The organism is Pseudomonas rhodesiae (assembly GCF_007858255.1).
GTDB classification, from domain to species: domain Bacteria; phylum Pseudomonadota; class Gammaproteobacteria; order Pseudomonadales; family Pseudomonadaceae; genus Aquipseudomonas; species Aquipseudomonas rhodesiae.
The window spans coordinates 153610-172866 of sequence record NZ_VFEU01000006.1 but is presented as its reverse complement, the minus strand read 5'-3'; the positions used below and the strand labels follow the sequence as shown (position 1 = coordinate 172866).

Below are 19257 nucleotides of genomic sequence, written 5' to 3'. Positions count from 1 at the left end.
GACGAGCGCCAATATTACTGCTTGCCAGGCCTGGAAGGGTACTCCAATTCTGTTCTTTACCAAGTGGTACCTGCCGGGAGGAACTTCTTTCATATCCTGGAAGTGACCAGTGGCCGAATCAGGGGTTTCCGCAGCAACCATATCAAGGCGTGTGAACTGGCCAAACAACTGGAAGCCAGTCTGTACGTTGGGATCGTTTCGTCACCTGGTTGACTTTACCGCGCCACAGCCCTCCAACAACTGCCATACTGACCCGTCCATTGAAGTTTGCCCCGCCGGCGGGTCAGGTTTCATCAGTGCAGTTGAATACCTCGAAGGGAAGGCGATACGTGACGGAATTTGATATTGGCGAATTTTTTATCCGTGGCGAAGCCAGGGAAGTTGACGGTGAATTTCAAGCGGTCATCGTAATGCGTGCCAAGCCGCCCCTGACCACTACTACCACCCACCAAGTTGAAAAAGACCGTTGGTTCAAGACCGTGGAGGCCGCTGCCAGCGCCGCCAAAGAGTCGGCCCAGGCCCTCAAGAGCGCCGTGGATGCCGGCGCACTGACCTGCTGACGAACAAATTCGAACTCTGCCGTGTCAGGGCCCTCCCATGCATAACGCTGCTCACTCTGCATGGAGATACCAATGGACACCACCACCCCTACTCTGGAAACCCTGTTCGATCAACTTGGCCTGGATTCATCCCAAGAAGGTATTGAGCGGTTCACCGCCGAGCACCGTCTGCCGGACGACGTCAAATTGGTCGACGCCCCGTTCTGGAGCGCGCAACAGGCCAGTTTTCTCAAAGAGCAACTGCACGTCGACGCCGAATGGGCGCCGGCGGTGGACGACCTGAACGCGCTGCTGCATGAGCCCGCCAAGGCGTAACGCGACCGCCCGTCGCGTACGACCTCAGCGCTTGGCGCTTTCTGGTTTATAACCCAGGCGCAACCCGCCCCAATGCCGGCCGTTGACCATGATTGGCACCGACAAATCATGCATCAGCTCGCCGGTATCGCGGGTGTAGGTCTGCAATAACACCGCCTGCTGATGACTGCCGCAGCGAATGCCTGTGCGGTCGTCGAACTTACGTTTGGTGCGGTTCTGCACCGCATCCACTTTGGCATCGCCGGTCAACGGCTGGGAAAACGCATTATTGTGGGTCGGCACGTAGCCCTGCGGCGTGCACGCGATGGCAAATACCAAGCCTTCGTGACGCGGCAACAGCGCCTCTTGGATCGCCGGTAGCACCTTGTCGGTGTAACTGTCGAAGCGGGTGTGGTACTTGCTCGGGCTGGTGTTGGGAATCGGGGTATAAGTACGGTCGAACAGGTCATCCAGGCTGATGCGGTTTTGCTGTACATCCGCTTCGAATTGCGCAGCGATGCGGCTGGCGCCCTCGCGGGCCAGGTCGTAGATCCGTTGGTGATAGTCGTCCAGCCCCACCGCCGCCAGACGCTCGCTGATGGTTTCGGCCTGTCCTTCCATCTGGATCGCGGCGTCGGCCAACTGGCGGGTTTGCTCGTCGCTGATGCTCAAATCGCTGCGCATCTGTTCCACCGCATGGAACAGGCTGTCGAGCTGCGCCTGGTTGGTGTCGGTGCCCTGGGCGATTTCATTGACTTGGCCTTCCACATCGGCGGCGAGGCTGGCAATGCTTTCCAACTGTTCGCCGGCGTGCTCCACCTGCTCGACGCCGGTGTGCAAATCCGCCGATAACTGGCGAATCTGCTCCACGACCTGAGCCGTGCGCTGCTGGATATCCGCCACCATCACCCCGACTTCATCGGTGGCCGTGGCAGTACGCCCGGCCAGCCCGCGCACTTCGTCGGCCACCACCGCAAACCCGCGCCCATGCTCACCGGCCCGTGCCGCCTCGATGGCGGCATTGAGCGCCAACAGGTTGGTCTGGCTGGCGATGGACTGGATCACCAGGGTTACCCGCTGGATTTCCTCGCTGCGCTGGCTCAAGGCTTCGATCAACTCGCGGCTGGCATTGGCGCGCTGGCTGAGCTGACGCATGCGGGTGATGGAGTGCACCAGCACTTCCCGGCCTTCGGTACTGCGCTGATGGGCCTGGCTGGCGGCCCCCAAGGCCTGGCGGCTGAGCTGGGAAGTGACCTGTTCGGTGCTGATCATGACTTCGGCATTGCTGACAATCTGTTTGGCCGCCGTCAATTGCGACTGCAGGCGCGCGGCCAATTGCTTGACCGAATAGGCCACGCCGGCTGCGGACAGTGCGTTATGGCTGGTGGTGTAGGACAGATCCCGGGTCAGTTCGCCAATCGCATCGACGGCTACCGGCGCAGGGCCAACCGGGCGGCTGCGCAAGCGAGGCAGCCAGATCACCAACAGGGCGATGGGCAGACACAGGTAGATCGGCAGCTGGGCGAATGCCAGGCCTGACAATATCAGCACCAGAGCAGTGCTCTGCAACAGCGGCGTCAGCCAGCCGGGCAACCGGCGCGCCACCGCATGTGGCGGCACTGCTGCGCCCATCAGAGATCCGTCCCCAGCCATTTCGTCACCCCACTGTTTGTCTTTATTGTCACGGCATTAAACGCCACTATCCGGCCATTATCCATGGGCCTTTAGTGGGGTGCCGTGCAGTAGATCAATAGTAGACGGGGTGTGGCGGGTATTCCTGCGGGGAACCATGCGGACGGCTCCCCGGCTTCACCGCATCAGGCTTGGCGCTGATGCTTGTCGATCTGCTCGTGACGCTCTTGCGCTTCGATGCAGTACTTGGTGGTCGGGCTGATCAGCAGGCGCTTGAGGCCGATAGGCTCGCCGCTGTCATCGCACCAGCCAAAGGAATCTTCCTTGATGCGTTCCAGTGCACGCTCAAGCTGCGGCAGCATGCGCTGGTCGCGGTCGATGGCGTTGACCAGCCAGGTGCGCTCTTCTTCCACGGAAGCAGCGTCGGCCGGGTCAGCCGGGGTGTCCAGGCTTTCAATGGCGATACGGTTCTGTTCAATGCGCTCGTGGTGTTCCACTTTCATGTCTTGCAGCAACTTCTCGAAAAAAGCGTGCTGTTCGGCATTCATGTAGTCATCCGCCGGCATGGCCAGCAACTTTTCCTTTGTCATTGATTTCTCTATAAAAAATACGTGCATTAAGGCGAATAAGGGAGCGTTCCGGCCGACCTGTGCAGGTCTCGGAAGGGCGCCATCCATTCCAAGCGCCACCCGGCACTCAATTTACGAGGGGCGGCAGTCTAAGGCCGACTTGAGGGCGCAGCAACTGAAAAGACAGGCATTTTTTCCGATATAACCCCCAAAGACACCAGGACGGGCTTGGCGAATGGTCATCGGAGTGCGTTTATAGCAGGAAAGTTCGTAGAGCAGCTATAAGCCGCAAGCTGCAAGCGACAAGCTGTAGAGCTAATCGGACTTGCAGCTTGCAGCTTGTGCCATGTGCCTTACAGCTCAGCGTTTAAGCTTGCGCTTATTGCGATATTGGTCGATCACCACCGCCACCACAATAATCAAGCCCTTGATGATGTCTTGGATATACGCATCCACCCCTACAAAGGTAAACCCGCTGGCCATCACGCCCAGGATCAGCGCGCCGATCACGGTGCCGGTGATGCGCCCTACCCCGCCCGCCAGGCTGGTCCCGCCGATCACCGCAGCGGCAATCGCATCCAGCTCATACGACATGCCCATGCCGGCCTGACCCGTGGCGGCCCGCGCCGAGGCAACCACCCCGGCCAGCCCTGCCAACAGACCGGCGATGCTGTAGACGATGATCAGGTGACGCTTGACGTTGATACCCGACGTCCGCGCCGCCTGCATATTGCCGCCGATGGCATAGGTGTACTTGCCGTACTTGGTGTAACGCAGGGCGATATGAAAGATCACCGCCACCACCAGGAAGATGATCACCGGCATCGCACCGTGGCCGATCGCGGTGTAGGAATCAGACAGCATGCTCACCGGCTGGCCTTCGGTGTAATAGCGGGCCAGGCCACGGGCCGAGACCATCATGCCCAGGGTGGCGATAAACGGCGGGATCCCGGTAACGGCGATGATGCTGCCGTTGATCGCTCCCGCCAGCAGCCCGACCCCCAGGCCCATGGCGACCGGAATCCACACCGGCAAGTCGGTCAGGCTGGGAAACACCGCTCGCGAGAAGTCCGACGTTTGCGCCAGGCTGGCGGCGATCATCGCCGACAGCGCCAGCACCGAACCCGAAGACAGGTCGATCCCCGTGGTAATGATCACCTGGGTCACGCCGATGGCAAGCAGGCCAATGATCGACACTTGCAGGATCATCAGTACCAGGCGCTGGGAATTCATCAGGAAGCTCTGATCGCGCACGATCCAGCCAAACACCTCAAATACCAGGCCGATGCCGATCAGCACCAAAAAGATGCTCAGCTCGGTGGGCATTCGACGCCGATGTTTGACCGGCGCCGAGGCAGGCTTGTTATCCGTTATTGCGTTCATAACCATTCACCTTTTTTATTCTGAAGCGCAGGCCAACCGCCGGCCCGCGCGGCGGTGCGTCAGTGGACTGCGGTCATACCCGAGGCCAGATGCATGACTTTTTCCTGGGTCGCTTCGCTACGGTCCAGGGTGCCCATCAGTTCGCCTTCGTGCATCACCATCACCCGATCGCTCATGCCCAGCACCTCGGGCAACTCCGAAGAAATCATGATCACCGCCATGCCCTCGCTGGCGAGGAACGAGATCAGTCGATAGATCTCAGCCTTGGCGCCGACGTCGATGCCGCGGGTCGGCTCGTCGAGGATCAGCAGGCGTGGGTTGGTCATCAGCCAGCGAGCCAGTAGCGCCTTCTGCTGGTTGCCGCCGGACAAGGTGTCGATGCACTGCTCCAGCGACGGCGTTTTCACCCGCAGCTTCTTGCACATGTCTTCGCACAGTGCGCGCAGGGCTTTCTGTTGGATAAAGCCGTTGCCCGAATAGTGGTGCAACACGGCCATTTCCATGTTTTCCAGCACCGACAGACAGGGGAACAGGCCACTGAGCTTGCGGTCCTCGGTCAGCAGTGCAAAGCCTTTGTCGATGGCCATATGCGGGTCGGTGATGCGCACCGGCTCGCCGTCGAGGGTGATCTGGCCGCCGTCGGCGGGGGTGATACCGAACAAGGTTTCGGCCACGTTGGTGCGGCCCGAGCCCATCAGCCCGGCAATTCCGAGAATCTCCCCGGCGTGCAGGTCGAACGACACATCCTTGAACACCCCGTCCAGGCGCAGGTCGCGCACCGACAGCAAGCGCTCGCCGACGGGCGTTTCGCGCACCGGGAACAACTGGCTCAGCTCGCGGCCCACCATCATCGAAATCAGGCTGTCGCTGTCCATGCTGTCGGCCCGTTGCAGGCCGATGTACTGACCGTCGCGGAACACCGCCACTTCATCGGCGATGGCGAACACTTCGTCCATCTTGTGTGTGATATAGACGATGCCTTTGCCCTGGGACTTGAGGTCGGCAATGATCGAAAACAGATGGGCCACTTCCTTCTCGGTGATGGCCGATGTCGGTTCGTCCATGATCAGGATGTCGGAGTCGTAGGACACCGCTTTGGCAATCTCGACCATCTGCCGCTCGGCGATGCTCAGGTTGCCCACCTGTTCCTCGGGGTCCAGGTTGATGCGCAAGCGCGCCAGCAAGTCGGCGGTGCAGCGGTGCATTTCGCGGTGGTTGACCATGCGCAGGCCATTGAGCTGCTCGCGGCCGATCCAGATGTTCTCGGCGATGCTCATGTGCGGCATCAGGTTGAGTTCCTGATGGATCATCGCAATCCCGGCCTTCTGCGCGGCCAGCGGGGTGTCAAATACGATCGGTTCGCCTCGCAGGCGGATTTCGCCGCTGTCGGGCTGGTAGATGCCGGCGATGATCTTCATCAACGTCGATTTGCCCGCACCGTTCTCGCCCATCAGCGCCAGCACGGAACCGGGGCGCACGCGCAGCTGTACATCGTCCAGGGCCACGACACCGGGGAAGCCTTTGCTGATGTTGAGGATTTCCAGCAGGTAGGGTTCGTCCAGCGCACGGGGCTGGATACCCGCAGGCTGCGAGGCTGTGGCTTGAGCGAGCATAGACAGGTACTCCATCGACAGGGCGGGCACGACCGCCCTGCCGGCTTATTATTGTGAGGTCGGGGCTACTTGAAGTCTTTGACGTTGTCCGGAGTGATCAGCTTGAACGGGATCACCACGTTCTGCTCCGTCGCCTCGTTTTTTGCCATCTTGCGCGCCGCTTCCACCGAGCCGACGGCCTGGCCCTTGGCGTCCTGGAATGCCGACGCAGCCATGTCCCCCTTGGCGATCGCGTTCAAACCGTCCGGCGTGCCGTCGACGCCGGCGATCAACACACTGCCCTTTTCCTTGCCGGATGATTTCAAGGCCATGGACGCACCGATAGCCATCTCATCGTTGTTGGCCAGCACCGCGTCGAATTCGCGGCCCTGGGTCAACCAGTCGTTGACCAGCGTCATGCCCTTGTCGCGCAGCCAGGTCCCGGTTTGTTCCTGCTCGATCTTGATGTCCGGATACTTGGCCAGCACCTCTTTCACGCCCTTGGTACGGTTGGTGGTGGAGTTGTTCGCCAGGTCACCCAGCAGGATCACGATCTTGCCCTTACCGCCGAGTTTTTCGGCGATGTACTGCATTTGCAGCTTGCCGGCTTCGACGTCGTCGGAGGTCACGGCCACGACATCCTTGGGCAGGTCCTTCTGATCTGGCCGGCGGTTGACGAACACCAGTGGGATTTTCGCGGCGGTGGCGGCCTTGATGATGTTGGCGGTCGATGCGGTGTCCACTGGGTTAACGATAATGGCGTCGACTCTCTGGCTGATAAAGTTCTCGACCTGGCTCAGTTGCTTGACCACATCGGCGCGGGCGTCTTCGAACTGCAGCTGCACGCCATCACCCTTGGGGTACGACTTGGCTTGCTTGTCCATGTCTTCACGCAGGTAGGTCAGAAAGGTGTCATCGAAAGCGGACATGCTCACGCCCACTTTGATATCGGCGGCACTGGCAAACCCACTGGCCAGCAGCATGGACAAGGCCAGCGCGGTAAAACGGATCGGGGTCTTCATGAACGGTCTGTCTCCACTTTCTTGTTGGTTTTGTTGGACGTTGCGTTGTTCAGAGCGAGGTGGGCAGTCGCACGACTGGCGCCCCGGGAATGCAGCACACCAGCGCGTCGTTATTTTCGACACACAGCACATTAAGGAAGGAGAAGTAGAACGGGCGGGTGCGGGGCAGACCGCGCGGCGCAGAAAGGGGGCGTAAAACTCGCAGTACAGCGTTGAAGATTTTCATCTGACGGTACCTGGTTGTTTTTGATCTTGTTTTTGTTGAGCCGTGCGGATCGAGCCCGCGACGTACTTTTTGCAACCTGGAAAAGACTTTATTGGAAAATAATTTCCATATCAACCTGTTTTAGAATTTTATTCTATTTTTGTTGAAACCACCTGCTGGCGCTCGGCGCTCAGGCGTGCGGCGTCCAATATACGGGTGGTTTCCAACGCGTCATAGGCATTGACCGGCAGCGGTCCCTGGCCTTGCACGGCGGCTTGCAACTGACGATAGAACTGGGTCCAGCAGCCCTTCTCCGACGGCACGCGTTCACGTTCCGGGCCCTGCTCGAACCAGCCCCAGCGTCGGTGTTCTTCGGCGCCCCAGTGCTCGCCCTCGGTTTTCGGCGATTTGCCGGCCATCAGTGCTTCTTCCTGGCCGTCCAGCCCCTCGACGGTGTAACAGCCAGCGCTGCCACTGACGCGAAAGCGCGGCGCCTGGCTGTTTTGCAAGGCATTGCCCCACAGGTGGGAAATCACCCCATTGGCATGGGTCAGAGACACAAAAAAACCGTGGTCGACATGGGGATGTTCGGCGCTGTAGTGCAATTGCGCGAATACCCTGTCCACCGGGCCGAACAATTGCAGCGCCTGGTCCACCAGGTGGCTGCCTAAATCCCGCAGCCAACCGCCACCGCTGGCGTTGCCCACCGCCTGCGGGCTGTAGCGTTCCACCCGCGATTCAAAGCGGCTGATGGTGCCCAGGGCGCCGGCATCGATGAGCTTGCGCAGGGTCAGGTAATCCGAGTCCCAGCGGCGGTTCTGATAAACACTGAGCAGCGTCCCCTGGCGCTCAGCCGCGGTAATCAGCGCCTGGGCTTGCTCGGCGTTGGCGGCAAAGGGTTTGTCGCTGACCACCGTCACACCGTGCTCGATGGCTTCGAGCACCAGTGCCGGGCGACCTTTAAGCGTGGTGGAAATCACCAGGGCATCCACACCGGCTTCGACGATCTGGCCGATGCTGTTGAAAGCCTGGACACCCGGGTGGTCGGCGTTCAATTGCTGGCGCCGCTCAGGGGAACGGGTGACCACGCCGACAAACGTGGCACCGGGCAAGGTTGCAATCAGCGGCGCATGAAAGAAGCGCCCTCCATGGCCATAGCCAACTAGTCCAATTCGCATGATTGACTCCTTGATTGAAGTACAAACCCAATCCAAAGGGGGAAGGAACAAGCCCTCCCCACCTTGACCGAGTGTCAGCCGTAGAAGCGTGGGCGCTCGGGCAAGCTGACCTTGACGATCTGCCCACTGCCCTGCGCCTCGATACACGCATCCGCCGCCACCGCCGCCGCATAGCCGTCCCACGCCGACGGCCCGCCCACCTTGTCGGCGCGCACGCTATCAATAAAGGCTTGCAACTCCACGTCATAGGCACCGATAAAGCGGTCCTTCCAATCCATCAGGATCGCGTTGGACAGCTTCGCCTCGCTACGCAGTTGCACCTGGGACGGTTCCGGCAATTTGGCGATGCCGCTCTCGCCCACCACTTCGCACTGGATGTCGTAGCCGTATTGGCAGTTCACAAATACTTCCACGTCGATGCGCGTGCCCTTGGCGGTTTCCAGCAGCACGAGCTGCGGATCGCGCAAATGGGCCAGGGCCTTGCTGGTCTTGCGTGGGAACACCACTTGCACCGACACGTAGTCGTCGTCGAGCAACCAGCGCAGCACATCCAGTTCGTGGATCAGGGTGTCGGTGATTGCCATGTCGGTCTTGTAGTTTTCGCCGACCCTGGGGTTTCGGTGTGCGCAGTGCAGCATCAAGGGCTCGCCGATCTGGCCGCTGTCGATCACGGCTTTAAGGGCGCGATAACCCTCGTCGTACGGACGCATAAAGCCCACCTGCACCAGGCGCTTACCATGGGCCACTTCGGCGTCGACGATCTTGCGGCAGCCTTGCGCGGTCACCGCCAGCGGCTTTTCGCAGAACACCGGCTTGCCGGCGGCAATCGCGGCGAGCACGAATTCTTCGTGACTCGGCCCCCAGGAGGTCACCAGAACCGCTTCAACCTCGGCCGAGTTGATCAGCGCATGGCCGTCTGGGTACACCTCGGCGGCCAGCTGCAAGTCGGCAACTACCTTGGCGGCCTGGTCCAGATTGATGTCGGTCACCGCCACCACCTGGCTATTGAGCAAGGTCTGGCTGCAACGACGGATATGGTCGCGGCCGATGGCGCCGGTCCCGATTACACCTAGCTTCAAAGACATACACACGCTCCTCTTGTTATTAGTACTGCCGGGCCTTGGCCAGGTGCTCGTTGAGTTTCTTCGCCGCCGCGTTCGTGCGTTCGCTGGTGGAGACCTGCGCCACCCCCACCCGCCACCAGGACAGGTAGCCGTGAACCATGGTCTTGGGCAGCACTTTAATGTCGATCAGGGTTGAGACGGTTTGCGTGCGCGCATCGGCCAGCGCGGCCTGTAATTGCTCTACGTTGCTGACCTTGTAGGTCTTGCAGCCATAGGCCGCCGCACTCATGGCGAAATCCACCGGCACCAGGCCGCCGTCGAGCTGGCCGGTTTCGGGGTTGCGGTAGCGGAATTCGGTGCCGAAGCTGTCCATGCCGTTGCCGATCTGCAGGTTGTTGATGCAACCGAAGGCCATATTGTCCAGCAGCACCACGTTGATCTTGCGCCGCTCCTGAATCGAGGTAGCCAGCTCGGAATGCAGCATCATGTAGGAGCCATCGCCGACCAGCGCGTAGACCTCCTTGCTCGGCTCGGCGAGCTTCACGCCGAGGGCGGCGTTGATCTCGTAGCCCATGCACGAGTAGCCGTATTCGACGTGGTAGGTGTTGACGCCTTTGCTGCGCCAGGCACGCTGCAAATCACCAGGCAGGCTGCCAGCGGCGGCGACGATAATTGCATCGTCGGCCACCGTCTCATTGAGTACACCCAGGACCCGGCTCTGGGTCAGGCACGAGCCGGTCAGCTCGATAAATTCCCGCAGTACTGCGCGGTCCAGGTGGTCATCCACTTCCGGCACAAAGTCATCGCCGTGGTACTCCACTTGATGCACGCGGTCGACTTCGGCGTCCAGTTGCGCCTTGGCGTCGGCAATCTGCTCGCCCCAACCTGCGCGGTAGTCACCGAGGGCATCGGTCAATGCTTGAAGGGCAACCTGCGCATCGGCCAGCACCTGCACGCCATCGAGTTTCAACGCATCGGCGGGGCTGATGTTTAGGTTGAGAAACGTCACATCCGGGTGCTTGAACAGCGATTTGGACGAGGTGGTGAAGTCGGTGTAGCGCGTGCCGACGCCAATGATCAGATCGGCCTCGGGCGCCAGCAGGTTAGCCGCCAGGCACCCGGTTTCGCCGATGCCGCCGACGTTGAGCGGGTGGCTGGACACCAGCGCGCTCTTGCCCGCTTGCGTCTCGGCGAAGGGAATATCGAAGCGCTCTGCGAACGCTTGCAACGCCGCATTCGCACCGGAGTACTTGACCCCGCCACCGCAGATGATCAGCGGTTTGCGCTTGCCTCGGATGGCCGCTAGCGCATCGCTAAGCATCGCGGCGGTGGCTGGGCGACGCTCGATACGGTGCACGCGTTTTTGCAAGAAGTAGTCCGGATAGTCCCAGGCTTCGGCCTGCACATCCTGGGGCAAGGCCAGGGTCACCGCGCCGGTTTCCGCCGGGTCGGTGAGCACGCGCATGGCGTGGATCGCGGCGCTCATCAGTTGTTCGGGACGGTTGATACGGTCCCAGTACTTGCTCACGGACCGAAACGCATCGTTGGTGCTGATGCTCAGGTCGTGGAACTGCTCGATCTGTTGCAGCACCGGGTCGGGCTGGCGACTGGCGTACACATCGCCCGGCAACAGCAGCAACGGAATACGGTTGGCCGTGGCGGTGGCCGCAGCGGTGAGCATGTTCGCCGCCCCCGGCCCGACCGAAGCAGTGCATGCATACACTTTGCGCCGCAGGTGCTGCTTGGCGAAACCGATGGCCGCGTGGGCCATGCCCTGCTCGTTACGGCCCTGATGCACCACCAGGTCACCACTGTCCTGCTCCAGGGCCTGGCCCAGGCCGAGCACATTGCCGTGGCCGAAAATCGTGAACACGCCGGCGACGAACTTGCTCTGCACGCCATCGACTTCGATGTACTGGTTGTCCAAAAACTTCACCAGGGCCTGGGCCATGGTCAATCTTGTTGTGGTCATGTTCGCACCTTGTAGGAATGCAAATCCGTCGATCGACAGTCATCCAATGCGCGAGCGGGCTCGCTCGCGCCAACAGCGTCTAAAGGTCCAGCAGCCAACTGTGCTGCGGGTCGTTATGGAAATGCCAGGCACGCTTGGGGCCGGCCATCACGTTCAGGTAATAGGACTCGTAGCCGTACGGCACGCTGACCGGGTGATAGCCCTTGGGCACCACCACCAGGTCGCTGTTTTCCACGGCCATGGCCTGGTCGATGCTGCGATCGTCGGTGTACACCCGCTGGAACACAAAGCCTTGGGGCGGGTTGATCTGGTGGTAGTAGGTCTCTTCCAGAAAGCTCTGGTGCGGCAGGTCGTCGGTGTCGTGTTTGTGCGGCGGGTAGCTCGACGAATGCCCCGACGGCGTGCGCACCTCCACCACCAGCAGCGATTGGGCCGGCGCGCTGTCGGGCAGGATGTCGCACACATAGCGGGTGTTGGCGCCTTTGCCGCGCACGCTGCGCTTGCAGTCCTCGGGACGGATCAAGCGTGGTTCGTAACCCGGCGCGCCGGGGGCGGCGCACACGGCAATCTGCACATCGCTCAAGGCCGTGACCTGGGCGGCGGTGCCCGGCGGAAGGTACGCGGCGAACGGCGACTTGTCCTCGAACACCGACTGGCGATCACCGACGTTCTGCCAGTTGAAGCCCTCGCCTTCGATATTCACCCGGCCACTGAGCAGCACCAGGCACAGCTCTTTATCACCGGCGCTGACCGGCAGGGTTTCGCCCAGGCTCAGGCGGTAGGCCGAGAAGCCGACGTACTCCAGCCGCCCTGCTTCCAAGGCAACCATGGTTTGTCCGCGTTTGCTGCTTTTGACCAACAAGCTCATCACTCAAGTCCTCTCGTTGAGAAGCGCACGCAAGGTGTCGTAGCCCTTTTTTGCATAGATATAGCTGGGCGCCACGGCCGGGTCCTGCTCGGCCTCCACCACCAGCCAGCCCTCATATTTCGCGGCCATCAATGCATCCAGCAGTTCGGCAAAGTCGATATCGCCATCGCCGGGCACGGTGAACGTGCCGTTGACGATGCAGTCTGGGAAGCTCCACATCTGGTTGCGCGCCAACTGCACCACCGGCTTGCGCACGTCCTTGAAATGCACATGGCAAATGCGCCCGATGTGTTTGCGCAGCACTTCGATGGGTTCGCCGCCGCCCATGTAGCAATGGCCGGAATCGAACAGCAGGCCGACCTCCGGGCCGGTGCGCTGCATCAGTTGATCGATGTCTTCAGGAGACTCAACGTAAGCGCCCATATGGTGGTGGTACGCCAGGCGCACGCCCTGGGACAGGGTGAAGCGCGCCAGTTCGGTGAGTTTGTCGGCGTAGTCCTGCCAAGCCTGTTCGCTGTGGAAACGCGGGCGTTCGATCAGGCGAATGCGCGAGCCCTGGATAGAATCCGCCACCTCGCCGTACACCAGCACATGGGCGCCGTTCTGCTTGAGCAGCTCGACATGGCCGGCGATGGCTTCGATCTCCTCGGCCACCGAACGCCGGGCCAGGCGACTGGAATACCACCCCGACACCAGCGCCAGGTCATAGGGCCGCAGCACATCGCCGACGCCTTTGGCGTCCTTGGGGAACTTGCCGTTGAGTTCGAAACCTTCGTAGCCGATGTCCTTGCCTTCGCTCAGCGCGGTGCTGAGCGGCGTTTCACCGCCCAGGGCCGGGAGGTCGTCGTTGCTCCAGGAGATCGGGTTGATGCCAATTCGGATTGCGGGCATGGCTGCACCTTTATTATTTTTCAGGTATCACTGAGTTCTGCTTTTTGTGGGAGAGAGCTGGCCCCCTCCCACATTGGAATTGCAGCGCACATTCAAAGCTGTGGTCAGGTTCGCGCGCTGCGCCAGGCGTTGATCAGTTGTTCGAAGGTCGCCTGCACTTGCTGAATCAGGGTCTCATCATCGATCTCTCCCGCCATCCACAAACGGCTGGGTTCCTGAAAGATCGTGCGGCCCACCGCAAACCCTCGACACGTCGTGCTCTGACTGGCCTGCTGGAACCCGCTCGCCAGGCATTCGGCCGAGGCATTCAGACCCAGCAGCACCACACCACGGCAGTACGGGTCGCGTTCCTGGATCAGCTCATCGAGTTTTTTCCAGTCTTCGGCCGACTGCGCCTCAATCTTCCACCACGCCGGGTAGATACCCAGGTTGTACAGGCGCTTGAGGCTGCGGTAGAGCACATCCGGGTAGGTGGATGGGTGATCCTTGGGTGGGATGACTTCCAGCAACAGCTCATGGCCGCTGACCAGGGAGGCGTCGTACACCGCCTTGAGTTGTGCTTCCTGCTCCAGGCGCAGCAAGGGCTCATCGTCGGGATGAAACTGCACCAGGCACTTGATGATCTGCTCCTGGGGCCAGGCGATCAGGTTGCTGCCGATGGACCTGCCATGCTCGAAGGCCAGCGGCCGCGAGTTCTGCACTTCCACCGGCCGCGCGATCCACCAGCCGCGCCCGCTGGCCGCATTGAGTGCGTCCTGGCCAAAGCGCTGGTCGGCGAGCAGGCCCACATCGGCCTCCACGCCCTGCTCGGCGAGCTTGCGCTCCACCCGTTCGACGGCCTGGATAAACAACTGCTTGATGTCGCTGATGCGCGCGGGGTCCTGGCCACCGCGTTGGGCCAGGTCCACCAATTGCCAGCGATGGTCGAAGGCGAAGATAAACAGCTGCTTCCACTGTTTGCGCGGCACCGTCACCCGGTGCAGGCGTTGCAGGGTCTCGTCCTGATCGGGCCGGGTGATCGGCACGGGGCTGCTGAACAGGTAATCCAACTCCGCCGGCGTGGGCATGGCCGGCGCGCAGGCATGGCGCGATACAACCAGACCGCCGCAGGCATTGGCCAACTGGCTGCAACGCTCGTCGCTGGCGTCATTCAGCCACCCGCTGAGAAAGCCCGACATAAAGGCATCGCCGGCCCCCAGTACGTTGAGCACTTCCACCCGCACGCCGGGGTAGATCGCACCGTCTTCCAAGCGCGCCGGGATCGCGCCGTGGATCACCGTGCACCCTTGCGGGCCGAGCTTGACCACCAGCGTCGCCGGGGTCAGCTCGCGCACCGTGCGCAAGGCCGTGAGCAAATCCTCGCTACCGCCCGCAATCAAAAACTCTTCTTCGGTGCCGACGATCAGATCGAAGCGCGGCAGGATGTTCTGCACATGCTGGCTGACATTGCGGTCGGCGACGAAGCGGGTTTCGCCGTCGGCCTTGCCGGCCAGCCCCCACAGCACAGGGCGGTAGTCGATATCGAGCACACGTTTGACGTTATGTTTGGCCGCGTAATCCAGGGCCTGGATGCTGGCCTTGTACACGCCGTCGGTGGAGAAATGCGTGCCGGTGATCAACAGCGCCTTGCTGGAAGCGATAAAGGCTTCATTGATGTCTTCAGCGCGCAGGGCCATGTCGGCGCAGTTTTCGCGGTAGAACACCAGGGGGAAGGTTTCGCGGTCCTTGAGGCCCAGCAACACCAAGGCGGTGAGGCGTTCCGGGTCGACCTTGATGCCGCTGACATCGCACCCTTCGCGCGCCAGGGATTCCACCAGGAAGCGCCCCATATGGTCGTCGCCCACGCGGCTGAGCATCGCCGACTTGAGCCCCAGCCGCGCGGTGCCGAAAGCGATATTGGCGGAGGAACCGCCGAGGTACTTGGCGAAACTGGACACGTCCTCAAGCCGTGCACCGACTTGCTGTGCATAGAGGTCGACGCCCAGGCGCCCGAGGCAAATCAGATCCAATTGACGCCCACTGGCAAAACGAGTCTGGCCCATGCTGGCTCCTGTTATTTTTATCAGCCTGCGTTGTGCCGCCGTGGCGACGGCAAACGCTCTTGGTGGAGCAGACTAGAACGTTCAGCGGCACCAATCAATATTTATTCCATATTTATTTTTAGTGGAATATTTTTTCCAATAACCCGGCATAATGGTCTCCCTAGCCGGCGTGCATCGTTTCAGCACGCCACACCGGCCGTGATGTCGGGGTATTTTTTTGCGCCTACCCTGTAGACTGACGCCACCCATCAGCGCAACAGACGAACACGCCAGAAGGATTGCCCATGTCCCGCACCGATCCCGAGACCTCCCTGGAAGACACCATCGCCAGCCCTCCGATCAATGCCGAACGCCTGTTGCAGCTGATTACCGACGAATACGAAAGCCTGCCGCGCCAGCTCAAACGCATCGCCAGCTATATGAGCCAGCAAAGCGACCGCATCATGGTCGACCGTATCAGCGACATTGCCCGCGAATGCGAAGTGCACCCCTCGGCCATCGTGCGTTTTTCCCAGCGTTTCGGGTTCAGCGGGTTCAGTGAGATGCAGGCGCTGTTCCGCGAGGCTTACACCCACAAAACCACCCCGGTGCAGAATTACCAGCAGCGCATCCGCAGCATGATCGCCAACAAGTCGCAGAAGGCCAGCGGCGGCGACCTGGCGCGCGAGTGCGTGAATGCCACCCTGTCCGGCATCGAGCGTCTGGGGCTGGAGCTGGACGACGCAATGTTCGAAAAAGCTGTGGACCTGGTGGTCAATGCCGACAACATCTACGTGGTCGGCGTGCGCCGCTCCTTCGCGGTGGCCGACTACCTGGTCTACAACCTGCAGCACACCAACAAGCGCATCCACCTGATCTCCGGCCTGGGAGGCAGCTACCGCGAGCAGATGCGCAGCGTGCGCGCCAATGACCTGGTGATCGCCATCAGCTTCACGCCCTACGGCAAAGAAACCCAGCACTGCCTGCGTATCGCCCAGCACCACCAGGCCAAGACCCTGATCATCACCGACAGCAACCTCTCGCCCCTGGCCAAGCGGGCCAACGCGGTGCTGCTGGTAAACGAGGGTTCTTCGTTCGCATTCCGCTCACTGAGCGCCACGCTGTGCCTGTGCCAGGCGCTGTTCATTGCGGTGGCGTACCGCCTGGAATTGAAAGTGGACGAGATTCACGAGCAGGTCGGGTTCGAAGACTGACCTCGCGGCCCGCCCCTGCTCACTGACACAATGCCGCCAGTGCCCGACCGTGATAGCGAATCTGCGCCAAGGTCAGCGCGGTGTAGCCAATGATCACCGCCGGCGGCAACCTCGCCTCATGACAGAACGCGCCCAGCGGTTGCAGCGTGAGTCCGACAGATGCCGCCCGTGCACAGAAGTCCGCTTCTTCAGTTCCTGTCGGCAGCCACAACACAAAGTGCAGCCCAGCCTGCTGGCCAGTGACGCTGCCGTGGCCGCCGAGGCATTCGAGCAACGTATCGCGACGGGCCAGATAAGCCTGGCGTGAAGCCCGCAGATGACGCACAAACGCCCCACTGCCAAGTAGCTCCACCAAGCCCAATTGATCACTGGCGCCGACCGAATGCCCGGTGAGGTGCAGAGTGCGTAGCAGCGACCGGCGCAGCGCCTTGGGCACCACCATGAAGCCCACCCGCAAGCCAGGGAACAGATTTTTGTTGAAGCTACCGCAGTAAATCACCCGGTCGCCGGAATCCAGAGCTTTGAGTGCGGCCAGCGGCGCGCTCTGATAATTGTATTCGCTGTCGTAATCGTCCTCGACCACCCATGCCTGCGCACGTGCGGCCCAGTCCAGCAAGGCCAGACGGCGTGATACCGACAGGGTCATGCCCAGCGGCGCCTGGTGGGCCGGTGTCACGTAGACCAGGCGCGCAACGTCGGGCAGCTGGGTGGTGTCGAGGCCATCAGCGCTGACCGGCACCGCCTGTACGCCAGCGCCGGCCAGCTCAAACAAGCGTCGTGCCGGTGGGTAGCCAGGGTCTTCGACACACGCCGTGTCGCCAGGGTTGAGCAGTGTGCGCGCAATCAAATCGAGGGCATGTCGAATACCGGTGGTGACAATCACTTCATCTGCCTCGCAGTGCATCCCGCGATGCCGGCGCAGGTAGTCGGCGATCTGGGTACGCAGCTCCGGCACGCCCGCTGGATGGGACGCTTCCAGCGCGCCTGGCCCCGCCGCCAACAGCCCACGAGACAGGCAGCGGGCCCAGGCTTTCATGTCGAACAGGCCGGCATCCGGACGCCTTGCGACGAAAGGCACATGACTTTGCACGTCCGCGTACGGGCGGTCCGGCTGTACCGGGCGACGCGGCATGTGGTGTGGCCTCGGCGCCGCGATAAAGTGTTCGGGGATCACCGCACACACGCGCGTGCCGGACCCCGCGATGCGCTGCACATACCCTTCCTCCTGCAAACGTTCATACGCAGTTTCCAACGTGCCGCGGGACACCCGCCACCGCTCGGCCAGGCTGCGCGTGGACGGCAAACGACTGCCCGCCGGCAATTGCCGGTTGAGGATCGCCGCGCGCAATGCCTCGTACGCGCCCTGCTGTTTACCCGCGTCCAGCGTGTCGGGGCGTGGCAGATCAAGGGCGGATGCAGCTTTACCTCGGCTCATAGTGGTCCATTCTTTTTTGGCATAAGTGGCCCACAGGATTAAACCACAAAGCCGATAGAGTTCTGGCTCCACTTACTCCCACGAGCTTGCCCATGACTCAACGTGCTCTTTCCCTGGGTTCCTGGCTGGTGCTGCTGACAGTATTGATCGGCCTGCCGCGCATCACCCTGGACATGCACCTGCCAGCACTGCCAGCCATGGCCGATTACTTTCAGGCCAGCGACAGTCAGCTGCAATTGACCCTCACGCTGTACACCCTCGGTTCGGCCATTTCCCTGCTGGTCAGCGGCCCGCTGACCGATCGCTTCGGCCGTCGCCCGGTGTTACTGGCGGGACTGGCGCTGTATGGGCTGGCCACCTTGGCCTGCGCCTTGTCCGATAGCCTGGCCGTGCTGATAACCGCGCGGTTGTTTCAGGCGCTGGGCGGCTGCTGCACCACGGTGATTGGCCGCGTGATCGTGCGCGATCACTTCGACCGCAACGAACAGGCACGCCTGCTGGGGCTGATCTCCATGGCGATGGCGGTGTCGCCGATGGCCGCGCCGGTAGTGGGCAGCCTGTTGCTGCCGTGGTTTGGGTGGCGTGGCTTGTTTCTGCTGTTGGGCGTGATCGGTGCGCTGTTGTATGGGGCGGTGTATCGCCGCCTGCCGGAAACCCGCCCGGCGCACGTAGCCGCTACGCCACCGGGTAATCTGCTGGGTCTGTATGGGCAGTTGCTGCGCGACCGCTATTTCCTGCGTTACGCGCTGGCCATCGGCTGCGTTTACAGCACGTATTTTCCCTTTATCAGTGAGTCATCGGCGCTGCTGCAACGGGGCTTTGGCTTATCCGCCACGGCCTATGCGCTGGTGTTCGCGGCAACGATCAGCGGCTATATGCTGGGAGCGAATCTGTTTCGTCGACTGGTGCTGCGCTTTGAAGCGGACCGATTGATCAGCGCAGCCATCGCATTGAACGTGGCAGGCAGCGTTCTGCTCGCCGTCACCACAAGCGCATGGGCGCAACAATGGCTAGCGATCGTACTGCCGATGGTGGTGATTATGGTGTCGGTAGGATTGGTGATTCCGGCGTGCCAACTGTCGGTGTTGCAGCCCTATGGCGCGATTGCCGGCACCGCCTCGGGACTGTTCTTCTTCATCCAGATGTTCCTCACCGCCATAAGCAGTGGGATCACCGGTTGGTTATCGGACGGCACCTCGCAGCCCTTGCTGATCATGACAGGCGTCGCCAGTATTTTGCTGGTGGCGACCTGGATGACGCTCCACCCAAAGCAAAGTGGGAGGGCGCAAGCGCCCTCCCACGAGGTTCCGAGCCGAACTCGGGTTTAGTGCATGAAGATCGCGATCAGGATGATGAC

At 61.5% G+C, this 19257-nt stretch carries 17 protein-coding genes; 4 read left to right on the top strand and 13 right to left on the bottom strand.

Annotated elements, in window-relative coordinates; genetic code table 11:
• The first annotated feature begins 329 nt into the window (after positions 1–329).
• The gene (locus FIV35_RS11500) at positions 330–560 is read left to right on the top strand and encodes a hypothetical protein (protein WP_034137888.1); all 231 of its coding nucleotides are present in this window, start codon (positions 330–332) and stop codon (positions 558–560) included.
• 72 nt (positions 561–632) lie between these two features.
• Positions 633–875, top strand: a complete 243-nt coding sequence (locus FIV35_RS11495) for a DUF2789 domain-containing protein (RefSeq protein ID WP_034113134.1) — start codon at positions 633–635, stop codon at positions 873–875.
• 24 nt (positions 876–899) lie between these two features.
• Here FIV35_RS11495 and FIV35_RS11490 read toward each other — a convergent pair whose 3' ends face one another.
• The 12 genes from FIV35_RS11490 to FIV35_RS11440 form a co-directional block, all read right to left on the bottom strand.
• Positions 900–2126 carry a methyl-accepting chemotaxis protein gene (locus FIV35_RS11490; protein ID WP_377731462.1) on the bottom strand — a complete coding sequence of 409 codons (1227 nt, stop codon included), beginning with the start codon at positions 2124–2126 and terminating at the stop codon, positions 900–902.
• Positions 2127–2671: 545 nt separating this feature from the next.
• A complete protein-coding gene (locus FIV35_RS11485; protein WP_003191666.1) occupies positions 2672–3076 on the bottom strand; it encodes a TraR/DksA family transcriptional regulator in 405 nt (134 codons plus the stop codon).
• Between the two features lie 339 nt (positions 3077–3415).
• Complete coding sequence (locus FIV35_RS11480) at positions 3416–4438, bottom strand: ABC transporter permease (RefSeq protein WP_034097004.1); 1023 nt, start codon at positions 4436–4438, stop codon at positions 3416–3418.
• 59 nt (positions 4439–4497) lie between these two features.
• The gene (locus FIV35_RS11475) at positions 4498–6051 is read right to left on the bottom strand and encodes a sugar ABC transporter ATP-binding protein (protein WP_034137886.1); all 1554 of its coding nucleotides are present in this window, start codon (positions 6049–6051) and stop codon (positions 4498–4500) included.
• 65 nt (positions 6052–6116) lie between these two features.
• Complete coding sequence (locus tag FIV35_RS11470) at positions 6117–7052, bottom strand: sugar ABC transporter substrate-binding protein (protein ID WP_034137885.1); 936 nt, start codon at positions 7050–7052, stop codon at positions 6117–6119.
• A gap of 49 nt (positions 7053–7101) precedes the next feature.
• Positions 7102–7278 carry a hypothetical protein gene (locus FIV35_RS29575; RefSeq protein WP_167417500.1) on the bottom strand — a complete coding sequence of 59 codons (177 nt, stop codon included), beginning with the start codon at positions 7276–7278 and terminating at the stop codon, positions 7102–7104.
• 128 nt (positions 7279–7406) lie between these two features.
• The gene (locus FIV35_RS11465) at positions 7407–8435 is read right to left on the bottom strand and encodes a Gfo/Idh/MocA family protein (protein ID WP_034137884.1); all 1029 of its coding nucleotides are present in this window, start codon (positions 8433–8435) and stop codon (positions 7407–7409) included.
• A gap of 74 nt (positions 8436–8509) precedes the next feature.
• On the bottom strand, positions 8510–9520 hold the full coding sequence (gene iolG / locus FIV35_RS11460; protein WP_034137883.1) for a bifunctional inositol 2-dehydrogenase/D-chiro-inositol 1-dehydrogenase: 1011 nt from the start codon (positions 9518–9520) through the stop codon (positions 8510–8512).
• A gap of 19 nt (positions 9521–9539) precedes the next feature.
• Complete coding sequence (iolD, locus tag FIV35_RS11455) at positions 9540–11471, bottom strand: 3D-(3,5/4)-trihydroxycyclohexane-1,2-dione acylhydrolase (decyclizing) (protein WP_034137882.1); 1932 nt, start codon at positions 11469–11471, stop codon at positions 9540–9542.
• A gap of 79 nt (positions 11472–11550) precedes the next feature.
• Positions 11551–12339 carry a 5-deoxy-glucuronate isomerase gene (gene iolB, locus FIV35_RS11450; protein ID WP_034137881.1) on the bottom strand — a complete coding sequence of 263 codons (789 nt, stop codon included), beginning with the start codon at positions 12337–12339 and terminating at the stop codon, positions 11551–11553.
• Between the two features lie 3 nt (positions 12340–12342).
• A complete protein-coding gene (gene iolE / locus FIV35_RS11445) occupies positions 12343–13230 on the bottom strand; it encodes a myo-inosose-2 dehydratase (protein ID WP_034137880.1) in 888 nt (295 codons plus the stop codon).
• Between the two features lie 104 nt (positions 13231–13334).
• Positions 13335–15272, bottom strand: a complete 1938-nt coding sequence (locus tag FIV35_RS11440; protein ID WP_034137879.1) for a bifunctional 5-dehydro-2-deoxygluconokinase/5-dehydro-2-deoxyphosphogluconate aldolase — start codon at positions 15270–15272, stop codon at positions 13335–13337.
• Positions 15273–15556: 284 nt separating this feature from the next.
• Between FIV35_RS11440 and FIV35_RS11435 the strand changes: the two genes are divergently transcribed.
• Positions 15557–16465 (top strand): MurR/RpiR family transcriptional regulator, encoded by a 909-nt coding sequence (locus tag FIV35_RS11435; protein ID WP_034137878.1) that lies wholly within the window; start codon positions 15557–15559, stop codon positions 16463–16465.
• A 19-nt stretch (positions 16466–16484) separates the two neighbouring features.
• Here FIV35_RS11435 and pdxR read toward each other — a convergent pair whose 3' ends face one another.
• The gene (gene pdxR, locus FIV35_RS11430; RefSeq protein ID WP_034137877.1) at positions 16485–17900 is read right to left on the bottom strand and encodes a MocR-like pyridoxine biosynthesis transcription factor PdxR; all 1416 of its coding nucleotides are present in this window, start codon (positions 17898–17900) and stop codon (positions 16485–16487) included.
• Between the two features lie 92 nt (positions 17901–17992).
• Here pdxR and FIV35_RS11425 point away from each other — a divergent pair, with 92 nt between their 5' ends.
• Positions 17993–19228: a multidrug effflux MFS transporter gene (locus FIV35_RS11425; protein ID WP_034137876.1), complete on the top strand. Its 1236-nt coding sequence runs from the start codon at positions 17993–17995 to the stop codon at positions 19226–19228.
• The last annotated feature ends 29 nt before the right edge of the window (positions 19229–19257 follow it).